The sequence below is a fragment of the Luteimonas viscosa genome, from assembly GCF_008244685.1.
Classification (GTDB): domain Bacteria; phylum Pseudomonadota; class Gammaproteobacteria; order Xanthomonadales; family Xanthomonadaceae; genus Luteimonas; species Luteimonas viscosa.
This window is the reverse complement of sequence record NZ_VTFT01000001.1, coordinates 1661589-1683974: the sequence shown is the minus strand read 5'-3', so window position 1 is coordinate 1683974 and position 22386 is coordinate 1661589. Positions and strand designations below refer to the sequence as shown.

Annotated in this window: 20 protein-coding genes; 13 read left to right on the top strand and 7 right to left on the bottom strand. The window is 68.8% G+C overall.

Features of this window, described 5'->3' with window-relative positions:
- The first annotated feature begins 4 nt into the window (after positions 1–4).
- Both FZO89_RS07480 and lpdA read left to right on the top strand, forming a co-directional pair.
- A complete protein-coding gene (locus FZO89_RS07480; RefSeq protein WP_149102663.1) occupies positions 5–1177 on the top strand; it encodes a mechanosensitive ion channel family protein in 1173 nt (390 codons plus the stop codon).
- Positions 1161–3305, top strand: coding sequence for a dihydrolipoyl dehydrogenase (gene lpdA, locus FZO89_RS07475; protein WP_149102662.1), 2145 nt, complete (start codon positions 1161–1163; stop codon positions 3303–3305). Before FZO89_RS07480 ends, lpdA begins: the two co-directional genes overlap by 17 nt.
- 281 nt (positions 3306–3586) lie before the next feature.
- On the opposite strand, the gene FZO89_RS07470 is transcribed toward lpdA, so the two are convergent.
- The gene (locus FZO89_RS07470) at positions 3587–4513 is read right to left on the bottom strand and encodes a hypothetical protein (protein ID WP_149102661.1); all 927 of its coding nucleotides are present in this window, start codon (positions 4511–4513) and stop codon (positions 3587–3589) included.
- Positions 4514–4994: 481 nt separating this feature from the next.
- Between FZO89_RS07470 and FZO89_RS07465 the strand changes: the two genes are divergently transcribed.
- The 10 genes from FZO89_RS07465 (at position 4995) to FZO89_RS07420 (ending at position 14007) form a co-directional block, all read left to right on the top strand.
- Complete coding sequence (locus FZO89_RS07465; protein WP_149102660.1) at positions 4995–5324, top strand: hypothetical protein; 330 nt, start codon at positions 4995–4997, stop codon at positions 5322–5324.
- Positions 5321–6196, top strand: a complete 876-nt coding sequence (atpB, locus tag FZO89_RS07460; RefSeq protein ID WP_149102659.1) for a F0F1 ATP synthase subunit A — start codon at positions 5321–5323, stop codon at positions 6194–6196. Before FZO89_RS07465 ends, atpB begins: the two co-directional genes overlap by 4 nt.
- A gap of 70 nt (positions 6197–6266) precedes the next feature.
- Positions 6267–6554, top strand: a complete 288-nt coding sequence (atpE, locus tag FZO89_RS07455; RefSeq protein ID WP_149102658.1) for a F0F1 ATP synthase subunit C — start codon at positions 6267–6269, stop codon at positions 6552–6554.
- A gap of 85 nt (positions 6555–6639) precedes the next feature.
- On the top strand, positions 6640–7125 hold the full coding sequence (locus FZO89_RS07450) for a F0F1 ATP synthase subunit B (protein WP_149102657.1): 486 nt from the start codon (positions 6640–6642) through the stop codon (positions 7123–7125).
- Between the two features lie 4 nt (positions 7126–7129).
- Positions 7130–7657 carry a F0F1 ATP synthase subunit delta gene (locus FZO89_RS07445; RefSeq protein WP_149102656.1) on the top strand — a complete coding sequence of 176 codons (528 nt, stop codon included), beginning with the start codon at positions 7130–7132 and terminating at the stop codon, positions 7655–7657.
- 148 nt (positions 7658–7805) lie between these two features.
- On the top strand, positions 7806–9371 hold the full coding sequence (atpA, locus tag FZO89_RS07440; RefSeq protein ID WP_149102655.1) for a F0F1 ATP synthase subunit alpha: 1566 nt from the start codon (positions 7806–7808) through the stop codon (positions 9369–9371).
- A gap of 125 nt (positions 9372–9496) precedes the next feature.
- On the top strand, positions 9497–10357 hold the full coding sequence (gene atpG, locus FZO89_RS07435; RefSeq protein ID WP_149102654.1) for a F0F1 ATP synthase subunit gamma: 861 nt from the start codon (positions 9497–9499) through the stop codon (positions 10355–10357).
- 151 nt (positions 10358–10508) lie between these two features.
- Complete coding sequence (gene atpD, locus FZO89_RS07430) at positions 10509–11912, top strand: F0F1 ATP synthase subunit beta (RefSeq protein WP_149102653.1); 1404 nt, start codon at positions 10509–10511, stop codon at positions 11910–11912.
- A 168-nt stretch (positions 11913–12080) separates the two neighbouring features.
- Entirely contained in the window at positions 12081–12503 is a 423-nt protein-coding gene (locus FZO89_RS07425; RefSeq protein WP_149102652.1) for a F0F1 ATP synthase subunit epsilon, read from the top strand.
- 400 nt (positions 12504–12903) lie between these two features.
- Entirely contained in the window at positions 12904–14007 is a 1104-nt protein-coding gene (locus tag FZO89_RS07420) for a P1 family peptidase (protein WP_222928099.1), read from the top strand.
- A gap of 149 nt (positions 14008–14156) precedes the next feature.
- On the opposite strand, the gene FZO89_RS07415 is transcribed toward FZO89_RS07420, so the two are convergent.
- Positions 14157–14540 (bottom strand): GtrA family protein, encoded by a 384-nt coding sequence (locus FZO89_RS07415; RefSeq protein ID WP_149102650.1) that lies wholly within the window; start codon positions 14538–14540, stop codon positions 14157–14159.
- 267 nt (positions 14541–14807) lie between these two features.
- Here FZO89_RS07415 and glmU point away from each other — a divergent pair, with 267 nt between their 5' ends.
- Positions 14808–16175, top strand: coding sequence for a bifunctional UDP-N-acetylglucosamine diphosphorylase/glucosamine-1-phosphate N-acetyltransferase GlmU (glmU, locus tag FZO89_RS07410; RefSeq protein WP_149102649.1), 1368 nt, complete (start codon positions 14808–14810; stop codon positions 16173–16175).
- Positions 16176–16493: 318 nt separating this feature from the next.
- Here glmU and FZO89_RS07405 read toward each other — a convergent pair whose 3' ends face one another.
- From FZO89_RS07405 to FZO89_RS07385, 5 genes are read right to left on the bottom strand one after another with little or no spacing between them, the layout of a single operon-like run.
- Positions 16494–17819: a sensor histidine kinase gene (locus FZO89_RS07405; protein ID WP_425480426.1), complete on the bottom strand. Its 1326-nt coding sequence runs from the start codon at positions 17817–17819 to the stop codon at positions 16494–16496.
- A 13-nt stretch (positions 17820–17832) separates the two neighbouring features.
- On the bottom strand, positions 17833–19176 hold the full coding sequence (locus FZO89_RS07400) for a sigma-54-dependent transcriptional regulator (protein WP_149102648.1): 1344 nt from the start codon (positions 19174–19176) through the stop codon (positions 17833–17835).
- A gap of 40 nt (positions 19177–19216) precedes the next feature.
- A complete protein-coding gene (locus tag FZO89_RS07395) occupies positions 19217–19696 on the bottom strand; it encodes a nuclear transport factor 2 family protein (RefSeq protein ID WP_149102647.1) in 480 nt (159 codons plus the stop codon).
- A 53-nt stretch (positions 19697–19749) separates the two neighbouring features.
- Positions 19750–20982 carry an ABC transporter permease gene (locus FZO89_RS07390; RefSeq protein WP_149102646.1) on the bottom strand — a complete coding sequence of 411 codons (1233 nt, stop codon included), beginning with the start codon at positions 20980–20982 and terminating at the stop codon, positions 19750–19752.
- 14 nt (positions 20983–20996) lie between these two features.
- Entirely contained in the window at positions 20997–22298 is a 1302-nt protein-coding gene (locus tag FZO89_RS07385; RefSeq protein WP_149102645.1) for an ABC transporter permease, read from the bottom strand.
- Positions 22299–22386 lie beyond the last annotated feature (88 nt).

Genomic DNA, 22386 nt, shown 5'->3' with positions numbered 1-22386 from the left:
CCGGATGCTGCATGCGGTAGCCGCCGCCGCGCCATCGCAGGCCGCCGCAGCCGCCGGGCAGGCGCGCGACGGCGTCGGCGCCGTGCTCGGCTACGCGCCGCTGCAGGCGTTCGGCCTGGGCGGCATCACCATCGGCGCGATGATCGCCGCGCTGGTGGTGCTGGTCGTGGCCTGGGTGGTGTCGCAGCTGCTGCAGCGCGCGATCGCCCGCTACGGTGGCCGCAGCGGCGGCGTCAGCCAGCCGGCGCTCTACACGGTATCGCGGCTCGCGCACTACGTGCTGATCACGATCGGCTTCCTGGCCGCGATGAACGTGGCCGGCATGCCGCTCAGCCAGTTCGCGGTGTTCGCCGGCGCGATCGGCGTCGGGCTCGGCTTCGGCCTGCAGGCGATCTTCAGCAATTTCGTCTCGGGCCTGATCCTGCTGTTCGACCGTTCGCTCAAGGTGGGCGATTTCGTCGAGCTCGATAACGACATCCGCGGCGTGGTGCGCGCCATCAACATCCGCTCCACGTTGATCACCACCAACGACGCCATCGACGTGCTGGTGCCGAACTCCGAGTTCGTCAGCGGGCGGGTGGTGAACTGGACCCACGGCACCGACCATCGTCGCATCCGCGTGCCCTTCGGCGTCGCCTACGGCACCGACAAGCTGCTGGTCAAGAAGGCGGCGCTGGAAGCGGCGGCGCGCGTGCCGTTCACGCTCGCGAACGACGACGACCGGCGTCCGCAGGTATGGCTGGTCAACTTCGGCGACAGCGCGGTGGAATACATCCTCGCGGTGTGGCTGACCGAGGAGGCGGCGCGCCGCAACGCCGCGATCAGGGCCGCGTACCTGTGGGAACTGGACACCGCGCTGCACGAGCACGGCATCGAGATCCCCTTCCCGCAACGCGACCTGCACCTGCGCAGCGCGTTCGGGCGCAGCGGCGAGGACGCGCTGGCCCTGCTGCGCGGACAGGCGCCCGGTCGCGACGAGGACGATGCCCCCGCGAGGGCGGAAGCGTCGCTGCCACGCGAGGAGCGCGCGCGACTGGCGCGCAACGACGCGGGCGAAGACACCCGGCGCGCGATCGAGGAAGACGCGCGCGAAGCCGAACTACGCGAACAGCAGGCGTCGACCACCGACGCCGGCGCACCCGGAACCAGAGGAGCAAGCGATGGCCAACCCGATTGAAGTGAAGGTCCCCGACATCGGCGGATACGACGACGTGCCGGTGATCGAGGTGCTGGTCGCGGTGGGCGACACGGTGGCGAAGGACCAGGGCCTGGTCACGCTGGAATCGGACAAGGCGACGATGGAAGTGCCGTCCTCGCATGCCGGCGTAGTCAAGGCGCTGAAGGTCAAGGTCGGCGATACGGTGTCGGAAGGCAGCGTGGTGGTGGTGGTCGAGGCCGAGTCCGGCGAGGAGACGCCGGCGGCGCCCGCTGCGTCCGCGCCCGCCGCCGCGCCATCTGCCCCGCAGTCCGGACAGGCGCCGGCGCCCGCTTCCGCACCTGCGCCTGCGTCTGCGTCCGGTGGCGGCACCGTCGAGGCGAAGGTGCCCGACATCGGCGGCTACAGCGACGTCCCGGTGATCGAAGTGCTGGTTGCGGCCGGCGACACGGTGGCCAAGGACCAGGGCCTGGTCACGCTGGAATCGGACAAGGCGACGATGGAGGTGCCTTCGTCCGCCGCGGGCGTGGTGAAGGAAGTGAAGGTCAAGGTCGGCGACACGCTGTCGGAAGGCGCGGTGGTCGCGATCATCGAAACCGCAGCGGCCTCGCCGCCGTCGCCTCCGGTGAGCGCGAGCCAGAAGGTGGCCCCGGGCAGCAAACCGCCGGTGGCACCGTCGCATCGCGCGCCGGCCGAGCCGGGTCCGCAGGCGGCGGCCGCCAGTGGCCGCCAGGCCGATGTCGAATGCGGCATCGTGGTGCTCGGCGCGGGCCCGGGTGGCTATACCGCCGCGTTCCGCGCCGCCGACCTCGGCCTCGACACCGTGCTGGTCGAACGCTACGCCGCGCTCGGCGGCGTCTGCCTCAACGTCGGCTGCATCCCCTCAAAGGCGCTGCTGCACGCGGCCGACGTGATCGAACAGGCCAGCCACGCCGGCGAATACGGCGTCGAATTCGGCAAGCCGAAGATCGCGCTCGACAAGCTGCGCACCTACAAGGACAAGGTGGTGGGCCAGCTCACCAGGGGCCTGACCGGCATGGCCAAGCAGCGCAAGGTGCGCGTGCTGCAGGGCACGGGCCGGTTCGTCTCTGCCAACGAGATGGAAATCACCGGCGACGACGGCAAGGTGCAGTTGCTGCGCTTCGGCCAGTGCATCATCGCCGCCGGCAGCCAGGCCCTGAAGCTGCCGGGCTTCCCCTGGGACGACCCGCGGGTGATGGATTCGACCGACGCGCTGGACCTGGCCGACGTGCCGAAGAGGCTGCTGGTCGTCGGCGGCGGCATCATCGGCCTGGAGATGGCCACGGTGTACCGCGGCCTGGGCAGCGAGGTGACCGTGGTCGAACTCGCCGACCAGCTGATGCCGGGCGCCGACAAGGACCTGGTCAAGCCGTTGGCCGACCGCCTGAAGAAGGGCGGCGTGTCCACCCACCTGAAGACGAAGGTGGTGGAGGCCAAGGCCGCCAAGAAGGGCATCGAGGTCACGTTCGACGGCGAGAACATTCCCGAGGGCAAGGTCTACGACCGCGTGCTGGTGGCCGTGGGCCGTTCGCCGAACGGGAAGAAGATCGATGCGGACAAGGCCGGCGTGCGCGTGGGCGAGCGCGGTTTCATCGACGTCGATGCGCAGATGCGCACCAACGTCCCGCACATCTTCGCCATCGGCGACGTCATCGGCCAGCCGATGCTGGCGCACAAGGCCACGCACGAGGGCAAGCTCGCCGCGGAAGTGGCGGCCGGCGAGAAGAAGGAATGGGTGGCGCGGGTGATCCCGTCGGTGGCCTACACCGATCCGGAGATCGCCTGGGTCGGCGTCACCGAGACCGAGGCCAGGGCTAAGGGGCTCAAGGTCGGCGTGGGCAAGTTCCCGTGGGCGGCCTCGGGTCGGGCCATCGGGCTGTCGCGCACGGAAGGTTTCACCAAGCTGGTGTTCGACGAGGCCACGCACCGGATCATCGGCGCCGGCATCGTCGGCGTGCACGCGGGCGAGCTGATCGCCGAGGCCGCGCTGGCGATCGAGATGGGCTGCGAGGTGGCCGACATCGGCCACACCATCCACCCGCATCCCACGCTCAGCGAATCGGTGGGCATGGCGGCCGAGGTGTTCGACGGCACCATCACCGATCTCTACCTGCCGAAGAAGAAATAGCCTGCGCCGCCCGCCTGGAGTGCCCCGCAGGCCCCCGCTTTGCGTGCCGGCGGGCGGGAGGCCACCACGCCGCAGCGGGACGCCAGCCCCGCGCGCGGCCATCCGGCCGTGGCACCGCGCCACGTTCCAACACGGAAATGAACGAAGCCCCGGGGCTGCCGGGGCTTCGCGAATGGGCCGATCCTGAGGTCGACGAGGATACGGAACCGGCCCACCGGTTCAGTGGACCCTTTCGGGGCCGGAAGGTTCCCCGCCCCCCGCCGGGATCACCCGGACGCAGTTCAGAACCTGAACGTCACGCCGGCCATCGGGCCGTGCACCTTGAACTGCCCGGTGACCCGGCCACTGACGTCGACCGTGCCGATACCGGACTCGTCCGGCGCCTCGAACGAGCCCCGGTAGTCGTCGCTGAGCTTGAGCCGGAACCAGTCGTAGCCGGCGTGGATCGCCACGCGATCGGTCAGCAGGTACTCCACCAGCAGGCCGCCACGCTCGAAGTGGCCGCGCTCGTCGATGAAGTCGCCCCAGCGGGTGTCGAGGTACTGGCCCTGGACTTCCACTCGCCAGCGCGGCGCCGGCGTCCACGCCAGCCGCGTATGCAGGTTCGGCGAGGTGCCGTCGCGCTTCCAGCTCACCCGTTCCCACTCCGGGTCGAGTTCGTCGGTCCCCGTGGAGCGGCCGGTGGCACGCGCCTCCAGCGACGCGTGGGTGATGCCGAGGCCGAGGCCCCACTCGAAGCGTGGCGTGTCGACGACGGCGAAATCGTAGTTGACGCTCGCCAGTTCGAAGCTGAGACGGCCGTCCAGGTCGACGCTCGGCACTTCCACCGGATCCCCCGGCAGCTCGACTTCGTCGAAGATGCCGCCCGGATCGACCCATTCGCCGTCGAATCGCCACGACTCCTCGCGCCGGTAGTCGTAGTAGTTCACGCGCAGCGACTGCCGCGGCGTCATGTTGAACGCGAACTCGCCGCGCGGCCGCCAGCGCCCGTCGACCCCGATGTCGCCCACGGCCTCCAGTTCCTCGGTGCTCTCGCCATCGGTGGCGATGCCGTCGCCGCGGAAGGCGATATTGGCTTCCGGGTTGAACGCGGACAGCCGCAGTTCGAAGCGGGCGGGGTCGGCGAAATCCTGCGCCTGTGCGGCGAAGGCGGTTGGCAGCACGAGTGCGGCGGCAACGGCGGTGGCGATCCTGGAACGATGGGTCACTGGGTACTCCTGCAGTGGGGGATGCTTGCGAGGGTGCGCATCCTCCGCATTGCGCGGTGCAGTTGCCGTGAAGCGCGGACGCGCAACGGAGGCATGCGGCCTCGGTCACCTGCGGTATCGCCCATCGATGGCTGGGGGTGCTGCGGGGCGTGGCGAGAAGCTGGACATCGCCAAGCGCAGGCTGTCCGCTTGCGCGCTGTCGCAATCGCTTTCGCGCTCGAAAGCGAATGCCCCGGCCGCGCGAGCGTGCGTCCAGGCCTGCGGACGAGCAGGACGCCGCGCCGCGTCCTTCGCCGGGCCAGGCAGGGTGCGTCGCGCCAGGTGCGGGCCGGGGGCTTCCTGAACGCGCCGCCGCGGCATGGTGCACCGCACAAGGTTGCCCCGGAAAATGCCCCACTGCTATACTTTTCAGGCTTTGCAGCAGCCCGAGCCAGGAAGTCCCCGACCCGATCCGACCCGTCGCGCCGCCCTGCGGTTGCCGATGGCGCAGGCCGCGGTCGGACTGACCGGCGCGGGGGTGCTGGCGGTGGCTGCCGGGGGGCTTCCCGCGGCGGCCTTCCTGGCGGGGGCGGCCGTGATCGCGACGGGGTTCGCGATGTTCGGCTGGCGCACCGCGGGGCGTACGCCGGTGGCTCCCGCAGGACGCATGTTCGCGCGTCTGCTGGTGGGAACCTCGCTCAAGTGGCTGGTGATCGGTGCCGGGCTCGTCCTGGCGATGGGTGGCGCCGGTCTGCCTGCGGAATTCGTGCTGGGAGGGGCCCTGACGGCCTTCCTGGTGTCCATGATCGGCTTGCCCTGGTTGCTTCGATGATCCGTGATCTCCTCCGCGTTGCCGGCGACAGCCCCAGCGAATACGTCACCCATCACCTCAAGCATTGGCAGGTCTCGATCGGCGATGGCGCGTTCTGGACCCTCAACGTCGACAGCCTGCTGGTGTCGGTGCTGCTGGGCGTTCTGACCATCGGCACGTTCTACATGGTCGGCCGCCGTGCGACGGCGGGCGTGCCCGGCAAGTTCCAGGCCTTCATCGAAATCGTGGTCGGCTTCATCGACACCCAGGTGAAGGACGTGTTCCACGGCAACCGCAGCTTCGTCGCGCCGGTCGCGCTGACCATCTTCGTGTGGGTGTTCGCGATGAACGCGCTGAAGATGATTCCGGTCGATTTCTTCCCGGGCGCCGCTGCGGCCGCCGGCCAGGAATATTTCCGCGCCGTGCCCACCACCGACCTCAACATCACCTCGGCCATGGCGCTGGCGGTGCTGCTGCTGATGCTGGGCTTCGCAGTCGCGGCCAAGGGCGTGGGCGGCTTCGGCAAGGAGCTGTTCACCGCGCCGTTCCATGCCGAGGGCACGGTGATGAAGATCGTGCTGGCACCGGCCAATTTCGGCCTCAACGTCATCGAATACCTGTCCAAGCCCGTCAGCCTGGCGATGCGGTTGTTCGGCAACATGTACGCCGGCGAGCTGGTGTTCCTGCTGATCGCGCTGCTCGGCGCGGCCGGCGGCAACCTGATGATGGAAGCCGCGCTCGGCGCCAAGGCCGGCGGCGCGCTGGCCTTCATCGGCGCCGTGCTGGCCGGTGCGGCCTGGTCGATCTTCCACATCCTGGTCATCACCCTCCAGGCCTTCATCTTCATGATCCTGTCGGTCGTCTATTTCTCGATGTCGTCCGAAGCGCATTGACCGCGGCCCAGGCCGCACGTCCCCGAAGTCGTTTTCCCCTTCACCCTGTAGATCCACCGAGGAAGTCACCATGGAACTCACCGCTCTCATCGCCGCCGTCCAGGGCAACACCGCGCTCGCGATCGGCATCATCATCGGCCTCGGCGCGCTGGGCGCCTGCATCGGCATCGGCATCATGGGCTCGAAGTTCCTCGAGAGCGCCGCGCGCCAGCCGGAACTGGTGCCGATGCTGTCGGGCCGCATGTTCCTGCTCGCCGGCCTGATCGACGCCGCGTTCATCATCGGCCTCGCGATCGCGCTGTTCTTCGCGTTCGCCAACCCGCTGCTCAGCGCTGTCCAGACTGCCGCCGGCGGCTGATCGGGCTGGTTGCCGCGCGCCGTTCGACGGCGTGCGGCACGGTCGGGCGCGACCCGCGCCCGTGTGACAATCGCGGAGCATCACGATGCAATTCAATGCCACATTCCTGGGCCAGGGCCTCGCGTTCGCGATCCTGATCTGGTTCACCTGGAAGTTCGTCTGGCCGCCGCTGATGAACGCCATCGAGGAGCGCCAGCAGAAGATCGCCGAAGGCCTCGCGGCCGCGGACAACGCGCAGAAGAACCTGGCGCAGGCCGAGGAGCGGGTCGCCGAGGAACTCAAGGCGGCGCGCGCCAAGGCCAACGAGATCATCGAGCAGGCGCACCAGCGCGCGAACCAGATCGTCGATGCGGCCAAGGCCGAGGCGATCACCGAGGGCGAGCGGCAGAAGGCGCTGGTCGAGGCCGAGATCGCCGCGTCCGCCAACCGTGCACGCGAGGACCTGCGCAGGCAGGTGTCGACGCTGGCGGTGGCCGGCGCCGAGAAGCTGCTGCGGCGCGAGATCGACGCCAGCGCCCACAAGGCGCTGCTCGACGAGCTGGCGACGCAGCTGTCGGACCAGGCGGCCTGATCCGATGAGCCAGGCCCTCACGCTCGCCCGTCCCTACGCCCGCGCCGCGTTCATGATCGCGAAGGACGCCGGCGCGTTCGCGCCGTGGTCGGACGCGCTCGGCTTCGCCGCGCGGGTCGCGGCCGATCCGCAGGCGGCGGCGGTGCTCGGACATCCGGCGCTGGTCCGCGAGCAGGCGGTCGAACTGCTCTCGCCCGACGGCGCCCCGGCCGCGTTCCGCGATTTCCTCGCGCTGCTGGCCGACAACCGCCGGCTGGCGATGCTGCCGGAGATCGCGGGCCTGTACGAGGACCTGCGCGACGAGGCCGAGCAGGTGGTCAAGGCGACGGTGACTTCGGCCACGGCGTTGCCGGCCACCGAGCTCGACACCATCAAGGCCGCGCTGCGCAAGCGCTTCGGCCGCGAGGTCGAGATCGAGACGGCGGTCGACGAGGCCCTGATCGGCGGCGCGATCATCGCCGCCGGCGACGTGGTCATCGACGGTTCGCTGCGCGGCAAGCTCTCGCGATTGCAGAGTGCGTTAGCGAGCTGACGCGTGATTCGCAGATTGGTGATTCGTGATTCGGAAAAGCAGAAGGCACTGAGGCTTCATCCGAATGACTGATCACGAATCACCAATCACGAACAGACAATAGAAATCCGAATGCCGCAACCGCGGCATGCGACCAGGAAACGAAGAAATGGCAACCACCACGCTCAATCCCTCCGAAATCAGCGAACTGATCAAGAGCCGCATCGACAAGGTCAAGCTGGCCGCGGAGTCGCGCAACGAAGGCACGGTCACCTCGGTGTCCGACGGCATCGTGCGCATCTACGGCCTGGCCGACGCCATGCAGGGCGAGATGATCGAGCTGCCCGCCGCGGAAGGCGGCACGCCGACCTACGCGCTGGCGCTGAACCTGGAGCGCGACTCGGTCGGCGCCGTGGTCCTGGGCGACTACGAGCACCTGCGCGAGGGCGACACCGCCAAGACCACCGGCCAGATCCTGTCGGTGCCGATCGGCCCCGAACTGCTCGGCCGCGTGGTCAACGCGCTGGGCGAGCCGATCGACGGCAAGGGCCCGATCGAGGCGAAGCTGAGCGCGCCGGTCGAGCGCGTGGCGCCGGGCGTGATCTGGCGCAAGTCGGTCGACCAGCCGGTGCAGACCGGCTACAAGTCGGTCGACGCCATGATCCCGATCGGCCGCGGCCAGCGCGAGCTGGTCATCGGCGACCGCCAGACCGGCAAGACCGCGATGGCGATCGACGCGGTGATCAACCAGAAGGGCACCGGCATCAAGTGCGTGTACGTCGCGATCGGCCAGAAGGCCTCGACCGTGGCCAACATCGTGCGCAAGCTGGAAGAGAATGGCGCCCTGGCGCACACGATCGTGGTCGCGGCCACGGCGTCCGAGTCGGCGGCGATGCAGTACATCTCCGCGTACTCGGGCTGCACCATGGGCGAGTACTTCATGGACCGCGGCCAGGACGCGCTGATCGTGTACGACGACCTGTCCAAGCAGGCCGTCGCCTACCGCCAGATCTCGCTGCTGCTCAAGCGCCCGCCGGGCCGCGAAGCCTACCCGGGCGACGTGTTCTACCTGCACAGCCGCCTGCTCGAGCGCGCCGCGCGCGTGTCCGAGGACTACGTCGAGAAGTTCACCAACGGCGAGGTCAAGGGCAGGACCGGCTCGCTGACCGCGCTTCCGATCATCGAGACCCAGGCCGGCGACGTGTCCGCGTTCGTGCCGACCAACGTGATCTCGATCACCGACGGCCAGATCTTCCTCGAGACCGACCTGTTCAACGCCGGCATCCGCCCGGCCGTGAACGCCGGCATCTCGGTGTCGCGCGTCGGCGGCGCGGCGCAGACCAAGATCATCAAGAAGCTGTCGGGCGGCATCCGCATCGCGCTGGCGCAGTACCGCGAGCTGGCGGCGTTCGCGCAGTTCGCGTCCGACCTCGACGAAGCCACCCGCAAGCAGCTCGAGCGCGGCCAGCGCGTGACCGAGCTGATGAAGCAGAAGCAGTACGCGCCGATGTCGATCGCCTACCAGGCGCTGTCGATCTACGCCGTGGACAAGGGCTACATGGACGACGTGCCGGTGGGCAAGATCCTGGCGTTCGAGGAAGCGCTGCACGCGCACTTCGCCAACACCCAGGGCGAGCTGATCGAACAGATCAACGGCAGCGGCAACTGGAACGACGAGATCGAGGCCGCCTACAAGGCCGGCATCGAGGACTTCAGGAAGACCGGCTCCTACTGAGCCGGTGTGATTGGTGATTCGTGATTGGTAACGGCAACAACAACAGCAGGTGCGTGACGGGCCGGGATTCGCTTGTTCGAATCACCGATGACCAATCACGAATTACCGCGAGCGGAGCGAGCTAGATGGCCGGTGGCAGGGAAATCAAGACCAAGATCAAGAGCGTGCAGAACACCCGCAAGGTGACGCGCGCGCTGGAAATGGTCTCGGCCTCGAAGATCCGCAAGGCGCAGGAGCGGATGAAGGCCTCGCGCCCGTACGCACGCGCCATGCGGCAGCTGATCGGGCACCTCGCGCAGGCGAACTCCGAGTTCCAGCATCCGTACCTGGTCGAGCGCAAGGAGATCAGGCGCGTCGGCTACGTGATCGTCTCGTCGGACCGCGGCCTGGCCGGCGGCCTGAACAACAACCTGTTCCGCAAGCTGCTGGGCGAGATCCGGCAGTGGCAGGACAAGGGCGTCGAGGTCGACGTGGTCACCATCGGCCAGAAGGCCACGGTGTTCTTCCGCCGCCTGAAGCTGCAGATGCGCGCCAGCGTCAGCCATCTCGGCGACCAGCCGCAGGTCGAGCAGCTGGTGGGCGTGGTCAAGGTCATGCTCGACGCCTACGATGCCGGCGAGGTCGACAAGGTCTTCCTGGTCTACAACGACTTCGTCAACACCATGACCCAGCGCGCGGCGTTCGACCAGCTGCTGCCGCTTCCGCCGTCGGAGGCCGTGGCCCAGCACGACTGGGACTACATCTACGAGCCCGACGCCGAATCCGTGCTCGGCTACGTGCTCACCCGCTACGTCGAGTCGCTGGTCTACCAGGCGGTGATGGAGAACGTGGCGTCCGAGCACGCGGCGCGCATGGTCGCGATGAAGTCCGCGAGCGACAACGCCACCAAGCTGATCGACACGCTCAACCTGGTCTACAACAAGGCACGGCAGGCGGCGATCACCCAGGAGATTTCCGAGATCGTGGGCGGAGCGGCGGCCGTCTGACGACGGCGGTGATTCGTGATTGGTGATTGGTGATTCGAAAAAGGCAGCGAAGCGCGCTTTCCAGAATCACGAATGACGAATCACCAATCACGAAAACCCAACCGGATGGCAGATGCCGTCCGGACAGAACAAAGTTAACCGGAGCATCAAAATGAGTCAGGGCAAGATCGTTCAGATCATCGGCGCGGTCGTCGACGTGGAGTTCGCGCGCGGCGAAGTGCCGAAGGTGTACGACGCACTGAAGGTGCAGAACACCGAGATCACCCTCGAGGTGCAGCAGCAGCTCGGCGACGGCGTGGTGCGCACGATCGCGCTCGGCTCCACCGACGGCCTCAAGCGCAACCTGGTCGCCGACAACACCGGCCGCGCGATCTCGGTGCCGGTGGGCCTGGGCACGCTGGGACGGATCATGGACGTGCTGGGCCGCCCGATCGACGAGGCCGGCCCGGTCAAGTCCGACGTGTCGTGGGAAATCCACCGCGCGGCGCCGTCGTACGAGGACCAGTCCTCGACCACCGAACTGCTGGAGACCGGCATCAAGGTCATCGACCTGATGTGCCCGTTCGCCAAGGGCGGCAAGGTCGGCCTGTTCGGCGGCGCCGGCGTGGGCAAGACGGTCAACATGATGGAGCTGATCAACAACATCGCGACCGAGCACTCGGGCCTGTCGGTGTTCGCCGGCGTCGGCGAGCGTACCCGCGAGGGCAACGACTTCTACCACGAGATGCAGGAGTCGGGCGTCGTCAACATCCAGGACCACGCCAAGTCCAAGGTGGCGATGGTCTACGGCCAGATGAACGAGCCGCCGGGCAACCGCCTGCGTGTCGCGCTGACCGGCCTGACCATGGCCGAGTACTTCCGCGACGAAGGCCGCGACGTGCTGCTGTTCGTCGACAACATCTACCGCTACACGCTGGCAGGTACCGAAGTGTCGGCGCTGCTGGGCCGCATGCCGTCGGCAGTGGGCTACCAGCCCACGCTCGCCGAGGAAATGGGCGTGCTGCAGGAGCGCATCACCTCGACCAAGACCGGTTCGATCACCTCGATCCAGGCCGTGTACGTGCCTGCGGACGACCTGACCGACCCGTCGCCGGCGACCACCTTCGCCCACCTCGACGCCACCGTCGTGCTGAGCCGCAACATCGCGTCGCTGGGTATCTACCCGGCGGTCGATCCGCTCGACTCCACCTCGCGCCAGCTCGACCCGAACGTGATCGGCCACGAGCACTACGACACCGCGCGCCGGGTGCAGGCGACGCTGCAGAAGTACAAGGAGCTCAAGGACATCATCGCGATCCTGGGCATGGACGAGCTGAGCGAAGAGGACAAGCTGGCCGTGGCCCGCGCGCGCAAGATCGAGCGCTTCTTCTCGCAGCCGTTCCACGTGGCCGAGGTGTTCACCGGCTCGCCGGGCAAGTACGTCTCGCTGAAGGAGACGATCCGCGGCTTCAAGGGTATCGTCGACGGCGAATTCGACCACCTGCCCGAGCAGGCGTTCTACATGGTCGGCACCATCGACGAGGCGGTCGAGAAGGCGAAGAAGATTGCCGCATAAGAAGATTTCCGCGAGGGCGGAAATCTTCTCGGGATTCGGAATTCGGGATTAGGGATTAGAGAGAGCGGGCACCGGTTCGGGGTCGAGGAGGGTAGAGAAGGCACATGCCTTTTTCCCAATCCCGACTCCCGAATCCCGAATCCCCTCCGAGCGTAGCGAGGAAAAGCCATGACCACCATCCGTTGCGACATCGTCAGCGCCGAGGCCGAGATCTTCCAGGGAGAAGCGACCCTGGTCGTGGCCACCGGCGAGATGGGCGAGCTCGGCATCGCGCCGCGCCACGCGCCGCTGATCACGCGCCTGAAGCCCGGCAAGGTCGTGGTGACCCAGGCCGACGGCAGCGTGCTCGACTTCGCCATCGGTGGCGGCATCCTCGAGGTGCAGCCGCAGGTGGTGACGATCCTGGCCGACACCGCGATCCGCGCCGACGACATCGACGAGGCATCGGTCCGCGCGGCCAAGGAAGAAGCCGAGCGCGTGCTGGCCGGCCGCGGCGAGGCGATGGACATCGCCGAGGCGCAGCAGAAGATGGCCGAGGTGATGGCCCAGCTGTCGGCGCTCGAGCGCCTGCGCAAGAACCTCAAGCACTGACGGCCGCTGCTGTTCATGCGGGAATCGGGACGCCGGCCATGCGCCGGCGTCCTGCTTTCCGGCGCCGGCAGTCACTGCAAACCGCGGCGTGATGGCTGGGTTTCGCAGTCATTCCCACAGCCGACGCCGCCACTCCCGCGACCACGCCGTGATTCCTGCGAAGGCGGGAATCACGGGGATCACGCCTGCAGCGACGGTAGGTGCTCGTCGCCGCCTTCGCGCGGACGACGGGCTCCGCGCTGCTGTCTGCGGCAGACGCAGCATGATCGCGATTGCCCGAAAGTCACCGCCTGCGAGGATTGCGACACAATGGACGCCCTGTCGATCCCGGGAACGAGCGATGGCGAACTGGAGAAGTGTCTGGCTACTGGTTGCCGTGGCGTGCGGCCCAGCGCAGGCAATGGAACTCCCTGACACGAGCCTCGAGCGGCCGCGCGCGCGCGAGGCCGGCGTGGTCATCGGCGTGCTGCCGACCGGCCCGCGCAACGCGATCGTCGACGTTCCCGGTGTGGCGGTGGGGCATGCCACCGTGGTCGAGGGCGAGGCCATCCGCACCGGCGTGACCGCGATCCTGCCGCACCCCGGTCACCTCTATCGCGAGCGCGTGCCCGCGGCGATCGTGATCGGCAACGGTTACGGCAAGCTGCTCGGCATCAGCCAGGTCGCCGAACTGGGCGAACTGGAAACCCCGATCCTGCTGACCGGGACGCTCGGCGTCTGGCGCGCGGCCGACGCCCTGGTCGGGTGGCAGCTGGCGCGGCCGGGGATGGAGGACGTGCGATCGCTCAACCCCGTGGTCGGCGAGACCAACGATGGCTATCTCAACGACATCCGTGCCCGCCCCCTGCGCGCGGAGCACGTCGTCCAGGCGCTGGAGACTGCCGCGACGGACAACGTCGACGAGGGCGCAATCGGCGCCGGCACCGGCACCGTGGCCTTCGGCTGGAAGGGCGGCATCGGCACGAGCTCCCGCCGGCTCGACGATGCGCAAGGCGGCCACACCGTGGGCGTGCTGGTCCAGAGCAACTACGGTGGCCGGCTCACGATCGGCGGCGTGGCGCTCGACGATGTCCGCCCGGCACGCTCCGCATCGCGCGGCGCGAACGCAGTGCCGCCCGCGACCGGCGACGGCAGCATCATGATCGTGGTCGCCACCGACGCGCCGCTGGACGACCGCCTGCTGCGCCGGCTGGCGGCGCGCGCGCTGCTCGGCGTCGGGCGGACCGGCTCGTCGATGAGCAACGGCTCGGGCGACTACGTGATCGCGTTTTCGACCGCCACCCAGGTGCGCCGCGCGCTGGGCGCGCGACGCCACGCGCAGCAGGTCCTGCCCAACGAGGCGATGACGCCGCTGTTCGAAGCCGTGGCCGAGGCCACGGAAGAGGCGATCGTCAATTCCCTGTTCCGGGCCACGGGCAAGCGCGGGCATCGGGGTGCCGTACCGGCCCTGCCATTGGAGCGGGTGCTGCCGCGGCTGCGCAGGGCCAACACCGTGGCGCCTTGACCGGCCGCCCCAGGAAGGCCTCACAGCTACGGCAAAATCCGGCAGGATACGGCGCAACCATCGTCGATGGGCCGGTTTGCCGTGGCGGCATCGCTGGTCCGCCGACGCGCAACCAGGGCGTCCGGGCCGGCGCGGCCCCGAGGCCCGGCTCAGCGCTTGTAGATCCAGTGCCGCGACAGCACGAAGCCGACCAACGCCAGTCCGGCGTCGACCACCGGCTTCGCCAGCCACGCCGACTTCAGGCCGAGCATGTCGTCGATCGCGCTCATCGCCAGCGTGCTGACCGCGGTCGTGCCCAGCCACAGCAGCGCGAAGCGCTGGAACTGCACGCGGCCCATCGCGGTGTCCTCGCCGGCGAAGGTGAACCGGCCGTTGAGCCAGTACCCCAGCAGCGCCCCGCAGATGCGCCCGGTGACATTGGCCGCCTCGATCGCCATGCCCATGTGGGACAGCCAGACCGTGACGGCCCAGTCCACCAGGTACTGGAGCACGCCGATCGCGAGGAAGTGACTACCTTGGCGGCGCAGGCTCATGGGCCGCGCTCCGGGAGCGGGTTTCGGAGGGCGGGCAGGAAGCTCATCGGCGGCAAGCCTAACCGCCGCGAAGTGAATAGAACATTCCCAAGCGCGCGCGGCGGCCGGGGTCTGCGCTGGGCTTGCCCGCGCCACGGCCCGGACCAGCGTAGCCCGGATAAGGCCGGAGGCCGCATCCGGCAAGTCCACGCAAGGCAAGTCTGCCCCGAGACCGGACATCGCTGCCCGGCCGCCCTAGAATCACGTTCTGGTCCCGATGGAAGCGCCATGAACACCCCCCTGCACGTCGTCATCCTCGCCGCCGGCGAGGGCAAGCGCATGAAATCGTCGCTGCCCAAGGTGCTGCAGAAGGTCGCCGGGCGGCCGATGCTGGCACACGTGATCGCGACCGCCCGCGAACTGCAGCCGGCCGGCATCCACGTGGTCCATGGCCACGGTGGCGACCAGGTGCGCGAGGCATTCGCCGCGCAGGACGATCTGCAGTGGGCCGAACAGGCGCAACAGCTCGGCACCGGCCATGCGGTGCGCCAGGCGATGCCGGACGTACCCGACGATGCACGCGTGCTGGTGATGTACGGCGACGCGCCGCTGTTCACCGCGCAGACGCTGCGCCGGCTGCTCGCGGCCGAGGGCCGGCTGGCGCTGCTGGTGGCCGAACTCGATGATCCCACCGGCTACGGCCGCGTGCTGCGCGATGCCGAGGGACACGTCGCCGCGGTGGTCGAGGAAAAGGACGCCAATCGCGAACAGCGCGCGGTGCGCCTCGTCAACACCGGGGTGATCGTCGCCGACGCGACCGCCCTCAAGGAATGGCTGTCGCGGCTGTCGAACGACAATGCGCAGGGCGAGTACTACCTGACCGACGTGGCCGGCATGGCCGCGGCCGACTTCAACGCAGCCGAGATCGTGCGCGTGGACGATCCGCGCGAAACCGAGGGTGCCAACGACCCGTGGCAGCTGGCGCAGCTCGAGCGCGCGTTCCAGCTGCGCGCGGCGCGGGCCTTGTGCCTGCAGGGCGCGCGCGTCGCCGATCCCGCGCGCATCGACATCCGCGGCGAAGTGATCGTCGGGCGCGACGTCGAGATCGACGTGGACGTGGTGCTCGAGGGCCGGGTCGAACTCGGCGACGGCGTGCGCATCGGGCCGTTCACGCGGCTGAAGGACGTGGTCCTCGGCGCCGGAACCGAGGTGCGTGCGCACTGCGACCTCGACGGCGCGCGTGCCGAAGGCGCGGTGACCATCGGCCCGTTCGCGCGGCTGCGGCCCGGCACGGTGCTGGCCGACGGCGTGCACGTGGGAAATTTCGTCGAGACCAAGAACGCGGTCCTCGGGGTGGGCAGCAAGGCCAACCACCTCACCTACCTCGGCGATGCCCGGATCGGCGCCAAGGTGAACGTCGGCGCCGGCACCATCACCTGCAATTACGACGGCGTGAACAAATCGAAGACCGTGATCGAAGATGGCGCCTTCATCGGATCGAACACCGCGCTGGTGGCGCCGGTGACGGTGGGAGCTGGCGCGACCATCGGCGCAGGCTCCGTGGTGAGCCACGATGCACCGGAAGGCAAGCTCACCCTCGCGCGCGCGCGCCAGGTCGCGATAGAGGGCTGGACCCGGCCGCAGAAGAAGGGGTAGGCGGCGACGGGACTGGCGCGTTGCCCGGCTCGGGAAGCCCGAATCTCTTCGCGGCAGTGGGGTACGCCGCCGAAGGGGTTGGCGAGGGATCGCAATGAGCCGCGTCCTGGCGGCCGGGAGCTGCGGCAAGCGTGCCATGGATGGCACGCGCCCGAGTCAGGGCAGGAGGCCCTGACCGAGGGAAAGCGGTTTCCGGCCGCCAGGACGCGGCCTCGTTCCGAAGCCCGTGAATGGCGCGCGTGGAGTGCGATGCCTTCGCTTCCCATGTGGGGGGCAGGATCGTCGCCCGCGAAGGCTGTGTTGCGCCGTCCGGGATATTCAGCCGTTGTCGGTCTGGCGCGGCAGCACCACCGATACGCACAGCCCGCCGCCATCGCGGTTGAGCAGGGCGATGCGACCGCCATGCGCTTCCGCGATCTCGCGCGCCAGCGCGAGTCCCAGGCCGGTGCCGCTGCGCTTGGTCGAATAGAACGGCAGCAGCGCGTTCTCCAGCACCGATTCGTTCATGCCGCTGCCGCGGTCGAGCACGTCGATGCGCCAGCCGTCGGCGATGCGCCGCACCGCGAGCGAGACCGTGCCGGGCGCGGTGCCCGATTCGTGCGCGTTCTTGATCAGGTTCAGCAGCGCCTGCTCCAGCTGCGCCGGGTCGAAGCGCGCCACCTCGTCGGGGACCGTGCCATCGATCGCGAAGTCCATCTGCGTGCGCAGCTTCTCGACGAACTGCGGCAAACGCATCGGCTCGGTCCGTGGCGACGGCAGCTTGGCGAAGCGCGCGTAGTCGCGCAGGAAGCCTTCCAGGTGGCGCGCACGCTCCTCGATCGTCGCCAGTGCGATCGGCAGCTTTTCGTACTGACCGCGGCGCAACAGCTCGGCGCCTGAATGCGCCAGCGAGGCGATCGGCGCCAGCGAGTTGTTGAGCTCGTGGCTGATCACCCGGATCACCTTCTTCCAGGTCTGCACTTCCTGGCGGCGCAGTTCGGCGGTCATCTGCCGCAGCAGCACCAGTTCGTGCCGGCGGCCGTTGAGCCGGAACATGCGCCTGGCCAGGTGGTAGATGTCCTCGTGATCCTCGTCGCCGACGGTGAACATGCCGTCGCCGCCGCGAGCGAAGGCCTCGCCCACCGCGGCGGGCGCGGCGTCGAGCAATTCGTCGAGCGCGTGGCCCTCCAGTCGTCGCCCATCTCCGAGCATGCGACGCGCGGCGATGTTGCCCAGCACCACCCGGCGGGACGGGTCGAGCAGCAGCATCGCCACCGGCGTGTTCTGGACCATGGTGTCGAGCAGCAGCTCGCGCTGCACCAGCGAAAGGCGCTGGTCGCGCAGGGCCTGGCCGAGTTCGTTGTGGGCGTCGACCAGTTCGACCAGGTCGCCGTAGCGGTCCCAGGTGATGCCGAAGCTGAAATCGCCGTCGCGGTAGCCGGCGACGGTGCCTGCGAGCGCGCGGAACAGCGCGCGCAACGGCACGAACGTGCGCCAGACCGCGATCCCCATCGCGGCGCCGACCATGGCGGCCGCCGCCAGGGCCGCCTGCCACGGCGCCAGCCATCCGGCAAGCAGCGCGGTGCATGCGGCGGTCGCGGCGACGCCGAACAGCACCAGGGCGACCATGCGGATCGCCAGCGGCAGGACGCGGAGGATGCGCATCGATGCGTCGCTGTCAGCCGCGCGGGATGTTGTAGCGGTCGAGCCGGCGATACAGCGCCTGTCGCGACAGGCCGAGGTCGGCCGCCGCCTGCGCGAGCACGCCGCCGCTGCGCGCCAGCGCGGCCTCGATCGCGGCGCGATCGGGTTCGTCGCCCCCGGCATGCGCGTGCGGGGACGATGCCAGCGCCTGCAGCCCCAGCGCCTCTGCCTCGATGCGCTCGCCCGACAGCAGTGCCGCGCGCTGCACCGCGTTTCGCAGCTCGCGCACGTTGCCGGGCCAGGCGTGCCGCAGCAGCGCGCGTTCGGCGCCTTCGCCGAACTGCTTGCCGGCGGGCAGGAAATGGCGTGCCAGCGGCAGGATGTCGCGTGGCCGCCGCGACAGCGGCGGGACGCGCAGCTCGATGCCGTTGAGCCGGTAGTACAGGTCCTCGCGGAACTGGGCGTCGGCGATCATCGCCGGCAGGTCGGCATTGGTCGCGCTGACCACGCGCACCTTCACGCTGCGCTCCTGGTTGCCGCCCAGGCGCTGGAAGCGCCCGGTTTCCAGCACGCGCAACAGCTTGACCTGCCCGGCCGGCGGCAGGGTGCCGATCTCGTCGAGGAACAGGGTGCCGCCGTCGGCGGCCTCGAACTTGCCGGTGCGCGCCTTGTTCCCGGACCCGGTGTAGGCGCCCGGCTCGGCGCCGAACAGCTCGGCCTCGATCAGTTCGCTCGGCAGCGCGCCGCAGTTCACCGCCACGAACGGACCCGACTTCACCGCCGAGTTGTGGTGAATGATCTCGGCGTACTTTTCCTTGCCGGCGCCGTTGGGCCCGGTCACCAGCACCGGCAGTTCCGAGCGCGCGACCTGCAGCGCCAGCGCCAGCACGGTTTCGCTGGCGACGTCGTCGTACACCAGGCCGCGCAGGTCGTGCTGGCGCGCCAGCGCCTCGCGCCGGCGGCGCTCGCCTCCGCTGCGCGCGGCCAGCTCGCGTCGGGTCTCGGACAGTTCGAGCAGGTTGTTCACCGACGCCAGCAGCTTGTGGTCGTCCCAGGGTTTGCCCACGTAGTCGGCAGCGCCGGCCTTGACCAGGTCGACCGCCGATTCCAGCCTCGTCCATGCCGTGAGCAGGATCACCGGCATGTCCGGGTGCTGCGTCCGGATCTCGCGGAACAGCGCAACGCCCTCGTCGCCGGAAGTGGTGTCGGCGCGGAAGTTCATGTCCTGGATGACCAGGTCGATGCCACCGCGTTCCAGCAGCTCCAGGCCCGCTTCCGGCGTCTCCGCGCGCAGCACCTGGATCTCGTGCAGCGAAAACAGCAGGTCCAGGGCGGTGGCGACGGAGGGGTTGTCGTCGATGACGAGGACGGTGGGCATCGTGCCGGCGGGAATGGAGTGTGCGCGTATCGTAAGCCGATCAGTCCGCGACGGCACGATGGCCGTAGCTGAGCACGCGGGTGATGCGCCACGCGCCGCCCGCATGGCGCCAGACCATGGTGAAGTCCGCGACGCCCTCGCAGGCCCCCGAATTGGCCCGGCAGAAGCGGTGCGTGCCCTGCGAGATCGCGCCGAATCCGTGCACCGGATACACCCGCAGGCTGCCCGGGACGAGTTCGCGGGTGTAGGTTCCGCAGGCATGCCTGCGCGTGTTCGCCAGCATCTCGTCCCGGGTCCAGGTGACGCCGCCGGTATCGTGGTAGAACTCGACCTGCGGATCGAAATGGCCGGCGTGCGCTTCCAGCTGGGCCGGATCGGCGCAGCGATTGAAGGCCTCGAACACCGCGGCGTCGCGGGCGGCGATCGCTTCGGCGAGGCCCTCCGGGGGGGGTGCCTGCGTGGCCTGCACGTGGCAGGCGACGAGGGCCAGCAAGGCTCCAAGCAATGGCTTGGCGAACATCCGCACCCCGGCGCCCGGGACAGACGCCGCATGCGATGTCCGCGGCCACGCCATCAGACGCTCCGGGTCGCGATCGCCGGCGGCACCGCGGCCGCGCGGCGCGCGGGCCCGAACACCGCGATCTGTCCCAGCAGCCACAACGCCAGGGCGCCGATCGGCAGGTAGTACAGCGGCAGCCGCGGCAGTTCGTACTTGCCCATCAGCAACTGGTTGATGCCGTATGCGAGCAACATGCCGAGCACGATGCCGATCGTGGCGAGCAGGAAGTTCTCGGTCTGGAAATAGCGCAGGATCTGTCCCTTGGTCGCGCCCAGCGCCCGGCGCACGCCGATCTGCTTGGTGCGCTGCTGCACCCAGAAGCTGGCGAGGCCGACGATGCCCAAGGCGGTGATCAGCAGCAGGCCGATGCAGACGATGGCCAACAGCCAGGCCATCGACCGCGGCTGCTGGTAGAACTCGCTGCGCAACTGCTCGAAGGTCTTGGTGTTCTCGTCGAGAATGATCCGGTTCGGGCCGTTCTTGCGCAGCAGGTCGACCGCGGCCTCCAGCACCTCCTGGCGTCGTTCCGGCGAGGTGCGGATCACATAGTTGCCGCCGAGGTTGTAGGTCGGTCGCAGCGGGAACACCATCGTGTACTCGCGCTGGGCCGGCCCGCCCTGCATGCTCGGCCGTACCAGGTGCTCGACCACGCCTACCACGCGGATGGGCTCTTCGCCCCAGCTGTAGAACGTCTTGCCGATCGGGTCTTCGCCGGGGAACAGCTTCTCTGCCATCACCCGAGTGATGATGGTGGCGGGGATGCTGAACGATCCCGGGGTGCCATTCACCGTCTCGAACTCGAGGTACTCGTCGGGCTCGAAATCGCGTCCGGCCACCAGCTTCAGCCCCAGCGTTTCCACGAACTGGTCCTCGGCCATGTAGGTGGTGGCGTTGAGCGTCGACTGGGTCTGCTCCTGGCTCAGGCGCACGCCGCTGTTCCACGAGGAGTTCACGAACGGTACCTGGTTGAGCACGGTCGCGGCGGTGACGCCGGGCAGGCCGCGCAGCGACGCAAGGTCGGAGCGCGTCTGCGCCTCGGCGTTGTCGTCGTTGCCGATCGCGGTGAGCTGCACCCTGACCAGTTCGTCTTCGGCGATGCCGCTGACTTCGTTCACCTGGGTGATGCGTTCGCCGATCATGAACAACGCGTTGCAGATGATGGCGCAGGTCAGCGCGATCTCCAGCACGATCAGCGTCGCGGCGGTCTTGTGGCGCAGCAGTGTGGAGAGGATGGGGCGGATTTCCATGGCGTTCTCCGGTGTTATTGCGACTTGAGCTGCAGCGCGGGCGTCACCTGCATCGCGCGCCAGGCGGGCAGCAGGCCGGCGAACAGGCTGGCGACGATCGCGAGCGCGAAGGTGGTGAACAGCATGCCGACGTCGAGGTGCGCGAGTTCGGCGTAGCTCGACGGCTGCTGCCGTACGGCCCACAGCCCGAGCAGCGACAGCCCGAGGCCGAGGATGCCGCCGGCCAGGCCGACGGTGCCGGCTTCGACCAGGCACTGCTTGAAGATCTCCATGCGCGATGCGCCGAGCGCGCGGCGCACGCCGATCTCGCTGCTGCGGCGCAGGAACTTCGCCAGCAACAGGCCGACGGTGTTGAGCAGGCAGACCAGCAGGAAGCCGAAGCCGAGCCACAACTGCATCACCACGTCGCTGGGCACGACCCGGTTGTAATCCAGCCACTCCATGACATTGCGAAGGCGTACGTTTGTCGGACGCTCGTAGCGCCCGGCCGCGCGCTGCTGGTCGGAATAGTTGGTCAGGTAGTTGAGATACGCGCTGTGCTTCTCGGCGGAACCCAGCTCCACCCAGTACTGGATCCAGACGCAGGGGGCGGTGGCGCTGGTGGCATCGCCGCCGCTGTCGCCCCAACAGTCCATGCTGCCGCTGCGGCCCATCTTCAGGTCGCGCGAAGTGGTGAACGGCAGGAACACCTCCTCGAGCTCGCCGTAGCGGTCGCTGTTCATGTCGTAGAAGCGTGGCGTCGGACGCCATTCGTCGATCACGCCGACGATGGTGAAATCGTCCTGGTCCAGGCGCAGCGTCCGGCCGACGCTGTTGCCGCCGCCGAAGAGCCGTTCGTTCAACGCCTTGGAGATCACCGCGACGCGGGCGTGCGCCTCGTCCTCCTTCGCCGTCCACCCGCGGCCCTGCAGGAAGGGCACTTCGAACATGGGGAAGAAATCGGCGCTGGTATAGCGCGAATCGGACAGGAACGGCGCGATGCCCGCTTCGCCGGGAGTGACCGACACCCCGCCGCCGGTCATCATCGCCTGGCGGTCCCCCCGCTTCTCGCGCAGGAGCGCTTCTGCGTCGTAGCGCGTGACCTGCTCGCTCGGCTCTTCGCCCGGGTTGTAGCCCTGCATGGTGGCGGGATCGAGCTGGACGTAGAACAGCTGTCCGCTCTTGCCGGGCATCGGGTCGCCCGACAGCACCCGGAACACGGTCAGCGTAGTCATGCACGCGCCGATGCCCAGTGCGATCGCCAGCACCATCAGCGCGGTGAGCACCTTGTTGCGCCTGAAGCTTCGCAGCGCGAGGTTGAGGTAGTAGCCGAACATGGATTGGCTCCGTAGGGCGGGGACTGGCCCGCCGGTGTCGGTTGCAGTGCCGTCGCCAGTCGACGGGCGCGAATGCCGGAACGGGTGC

Excerpts from the sequence above, each read along its gene's own strand:
- FZO89_RS07405 (WP_425480426.1), bottom strand. The coding sequence starts at position 17,819 with ATGCGCATCCTCCGCGTCCTGCCGCTGGCGATCCGCATGGTCGCCCTG.
- atpE (WP_149102658.1), top strand. The coding sequence starts at position 6,267 with ATGGAACTCACCGCTCTCATCGCCGCCGTCCAGGGCAACACCGCGCTC.
- FZO89_RS07445 (WP_149102656.1), top strand. The coding sequence starts at position 7,130 with ATGAGCCAGGCCCTCACGCTCGCCCGTCCCTACGCCCGCGCCGCGTTC.
- FZO89_RS07480 (WP_149102663.1), top strand. The coding sequence starts at position 5 with ATGCTGCATGCGGTAGCCGCCGCCGCGCCATCGCAGGCCGCCGCAGCC.
- atpA (WP_149102655.1), top strand. The coding sequence starts at position 7,806 with ATGGCAACCACCACGCTCAATCCCTCCGAAATCAGCGAACTGATCAAG.
- FZO89_RS07395 (WP_149102647.1), bottom strand. The coding sequence starts at position 19,696 with ATGTTCGCCAAGCCATTGCTTGGAGCCTTGCTGGCCCTCGTCGCCTGC.
- FZO89_RS07400 (WP_149102648.1), bottom strand. The coding sequence starts at position 19,176 with ATGCCCACCGTCCTCGTCATCGACGACAACCCCTCCGTCGCCACCGCC.
- glmU (WP_149102649.1), top strand. The coding sequence starts at position 14,808 with ATGAACACCCCCCTGCACGTCGTCATCCTCGCCGCCGGCGAGGGCAAG.
- lpdA (WP_149102662.1), top strand. The coding sequence starts at position 1,161 with ATGGCCAACCCGATTGAAGTGAAGGTCCCCGACATCGGCGGATACGAC.
- FZO89_RS07465 (WP_149102660.1), top strand. The coding sequence starts at position 4,995 with ATGGCGCAGGCCGCGGTCGGACTGACCGGCGCGGGGGTGCTGGCGGTG.
- atpD (WP_149102653.1), top strand. The coding sequence starts at position 10,509 with ATGAGTCAGGGCAAGATCGTTCAGATCATCGGCGCGGTCGTCGACGTG.
- FZO89_RS07450 (WP_149102657.1), top strand. The coding sequence starts at position 6,640 with ATGCAATTCAATGCCACATTCCTGGGCCAGGGCCTCGCGTTCGCGATC.
- atpB (WP_149102659.1), top strand. The coding sequence starts at position 5,321 with ATGATCCGTGATCTCCTCCGCGTTGCCGGCGACAGCCCCAGCGAATAC.
- FZO89_RS07425 (WP_149102652.1), top strand. The coding sequence starts at position 12,081 with ATGACCACCATCCGTTGCGACATCGTCAGCGCCGAGGCCGAGATCTTC.
- FZO89_RS07415 (WP_149102650.1), bottom strand. The coding sequence starts at position 14,540 with ATGAGCCTGCGCCGCCAAGGTAGTCACTTCCTCGCGATCGGCGTGCTC.
- atpG (WP_149102654.1), top strand. The coding sequence starts at position 9,497 with ATGGCCGGTGGCAGGGAAATCAAGACCAAGATCAAGAGCGTGCAGAAC.
- FZO89_RS07385 (WP_149102645.1), bottom strand. The coding sequence starts at position 22,298 with ATGTTCGGCTACTACCTCAACCTCGCGCTGCGAAGCTTCAGGCGCAAC.
- FZO89_RS07420 (WP_222928099.1), top strand. The coding sequence starts at position 12,904 with ATGGAACTCCCTGACACGAGCCTCGAGCGGCCGCGCGCGCGCGAGGCC.
- FZO89_RS07390 (WP_149102646.1), bottom strand. The coding sequence starts at position 20,982 with ATGGAAATCCGCCCCATCCTCTCCACACTGCTGCGCCACAAGACCGCC.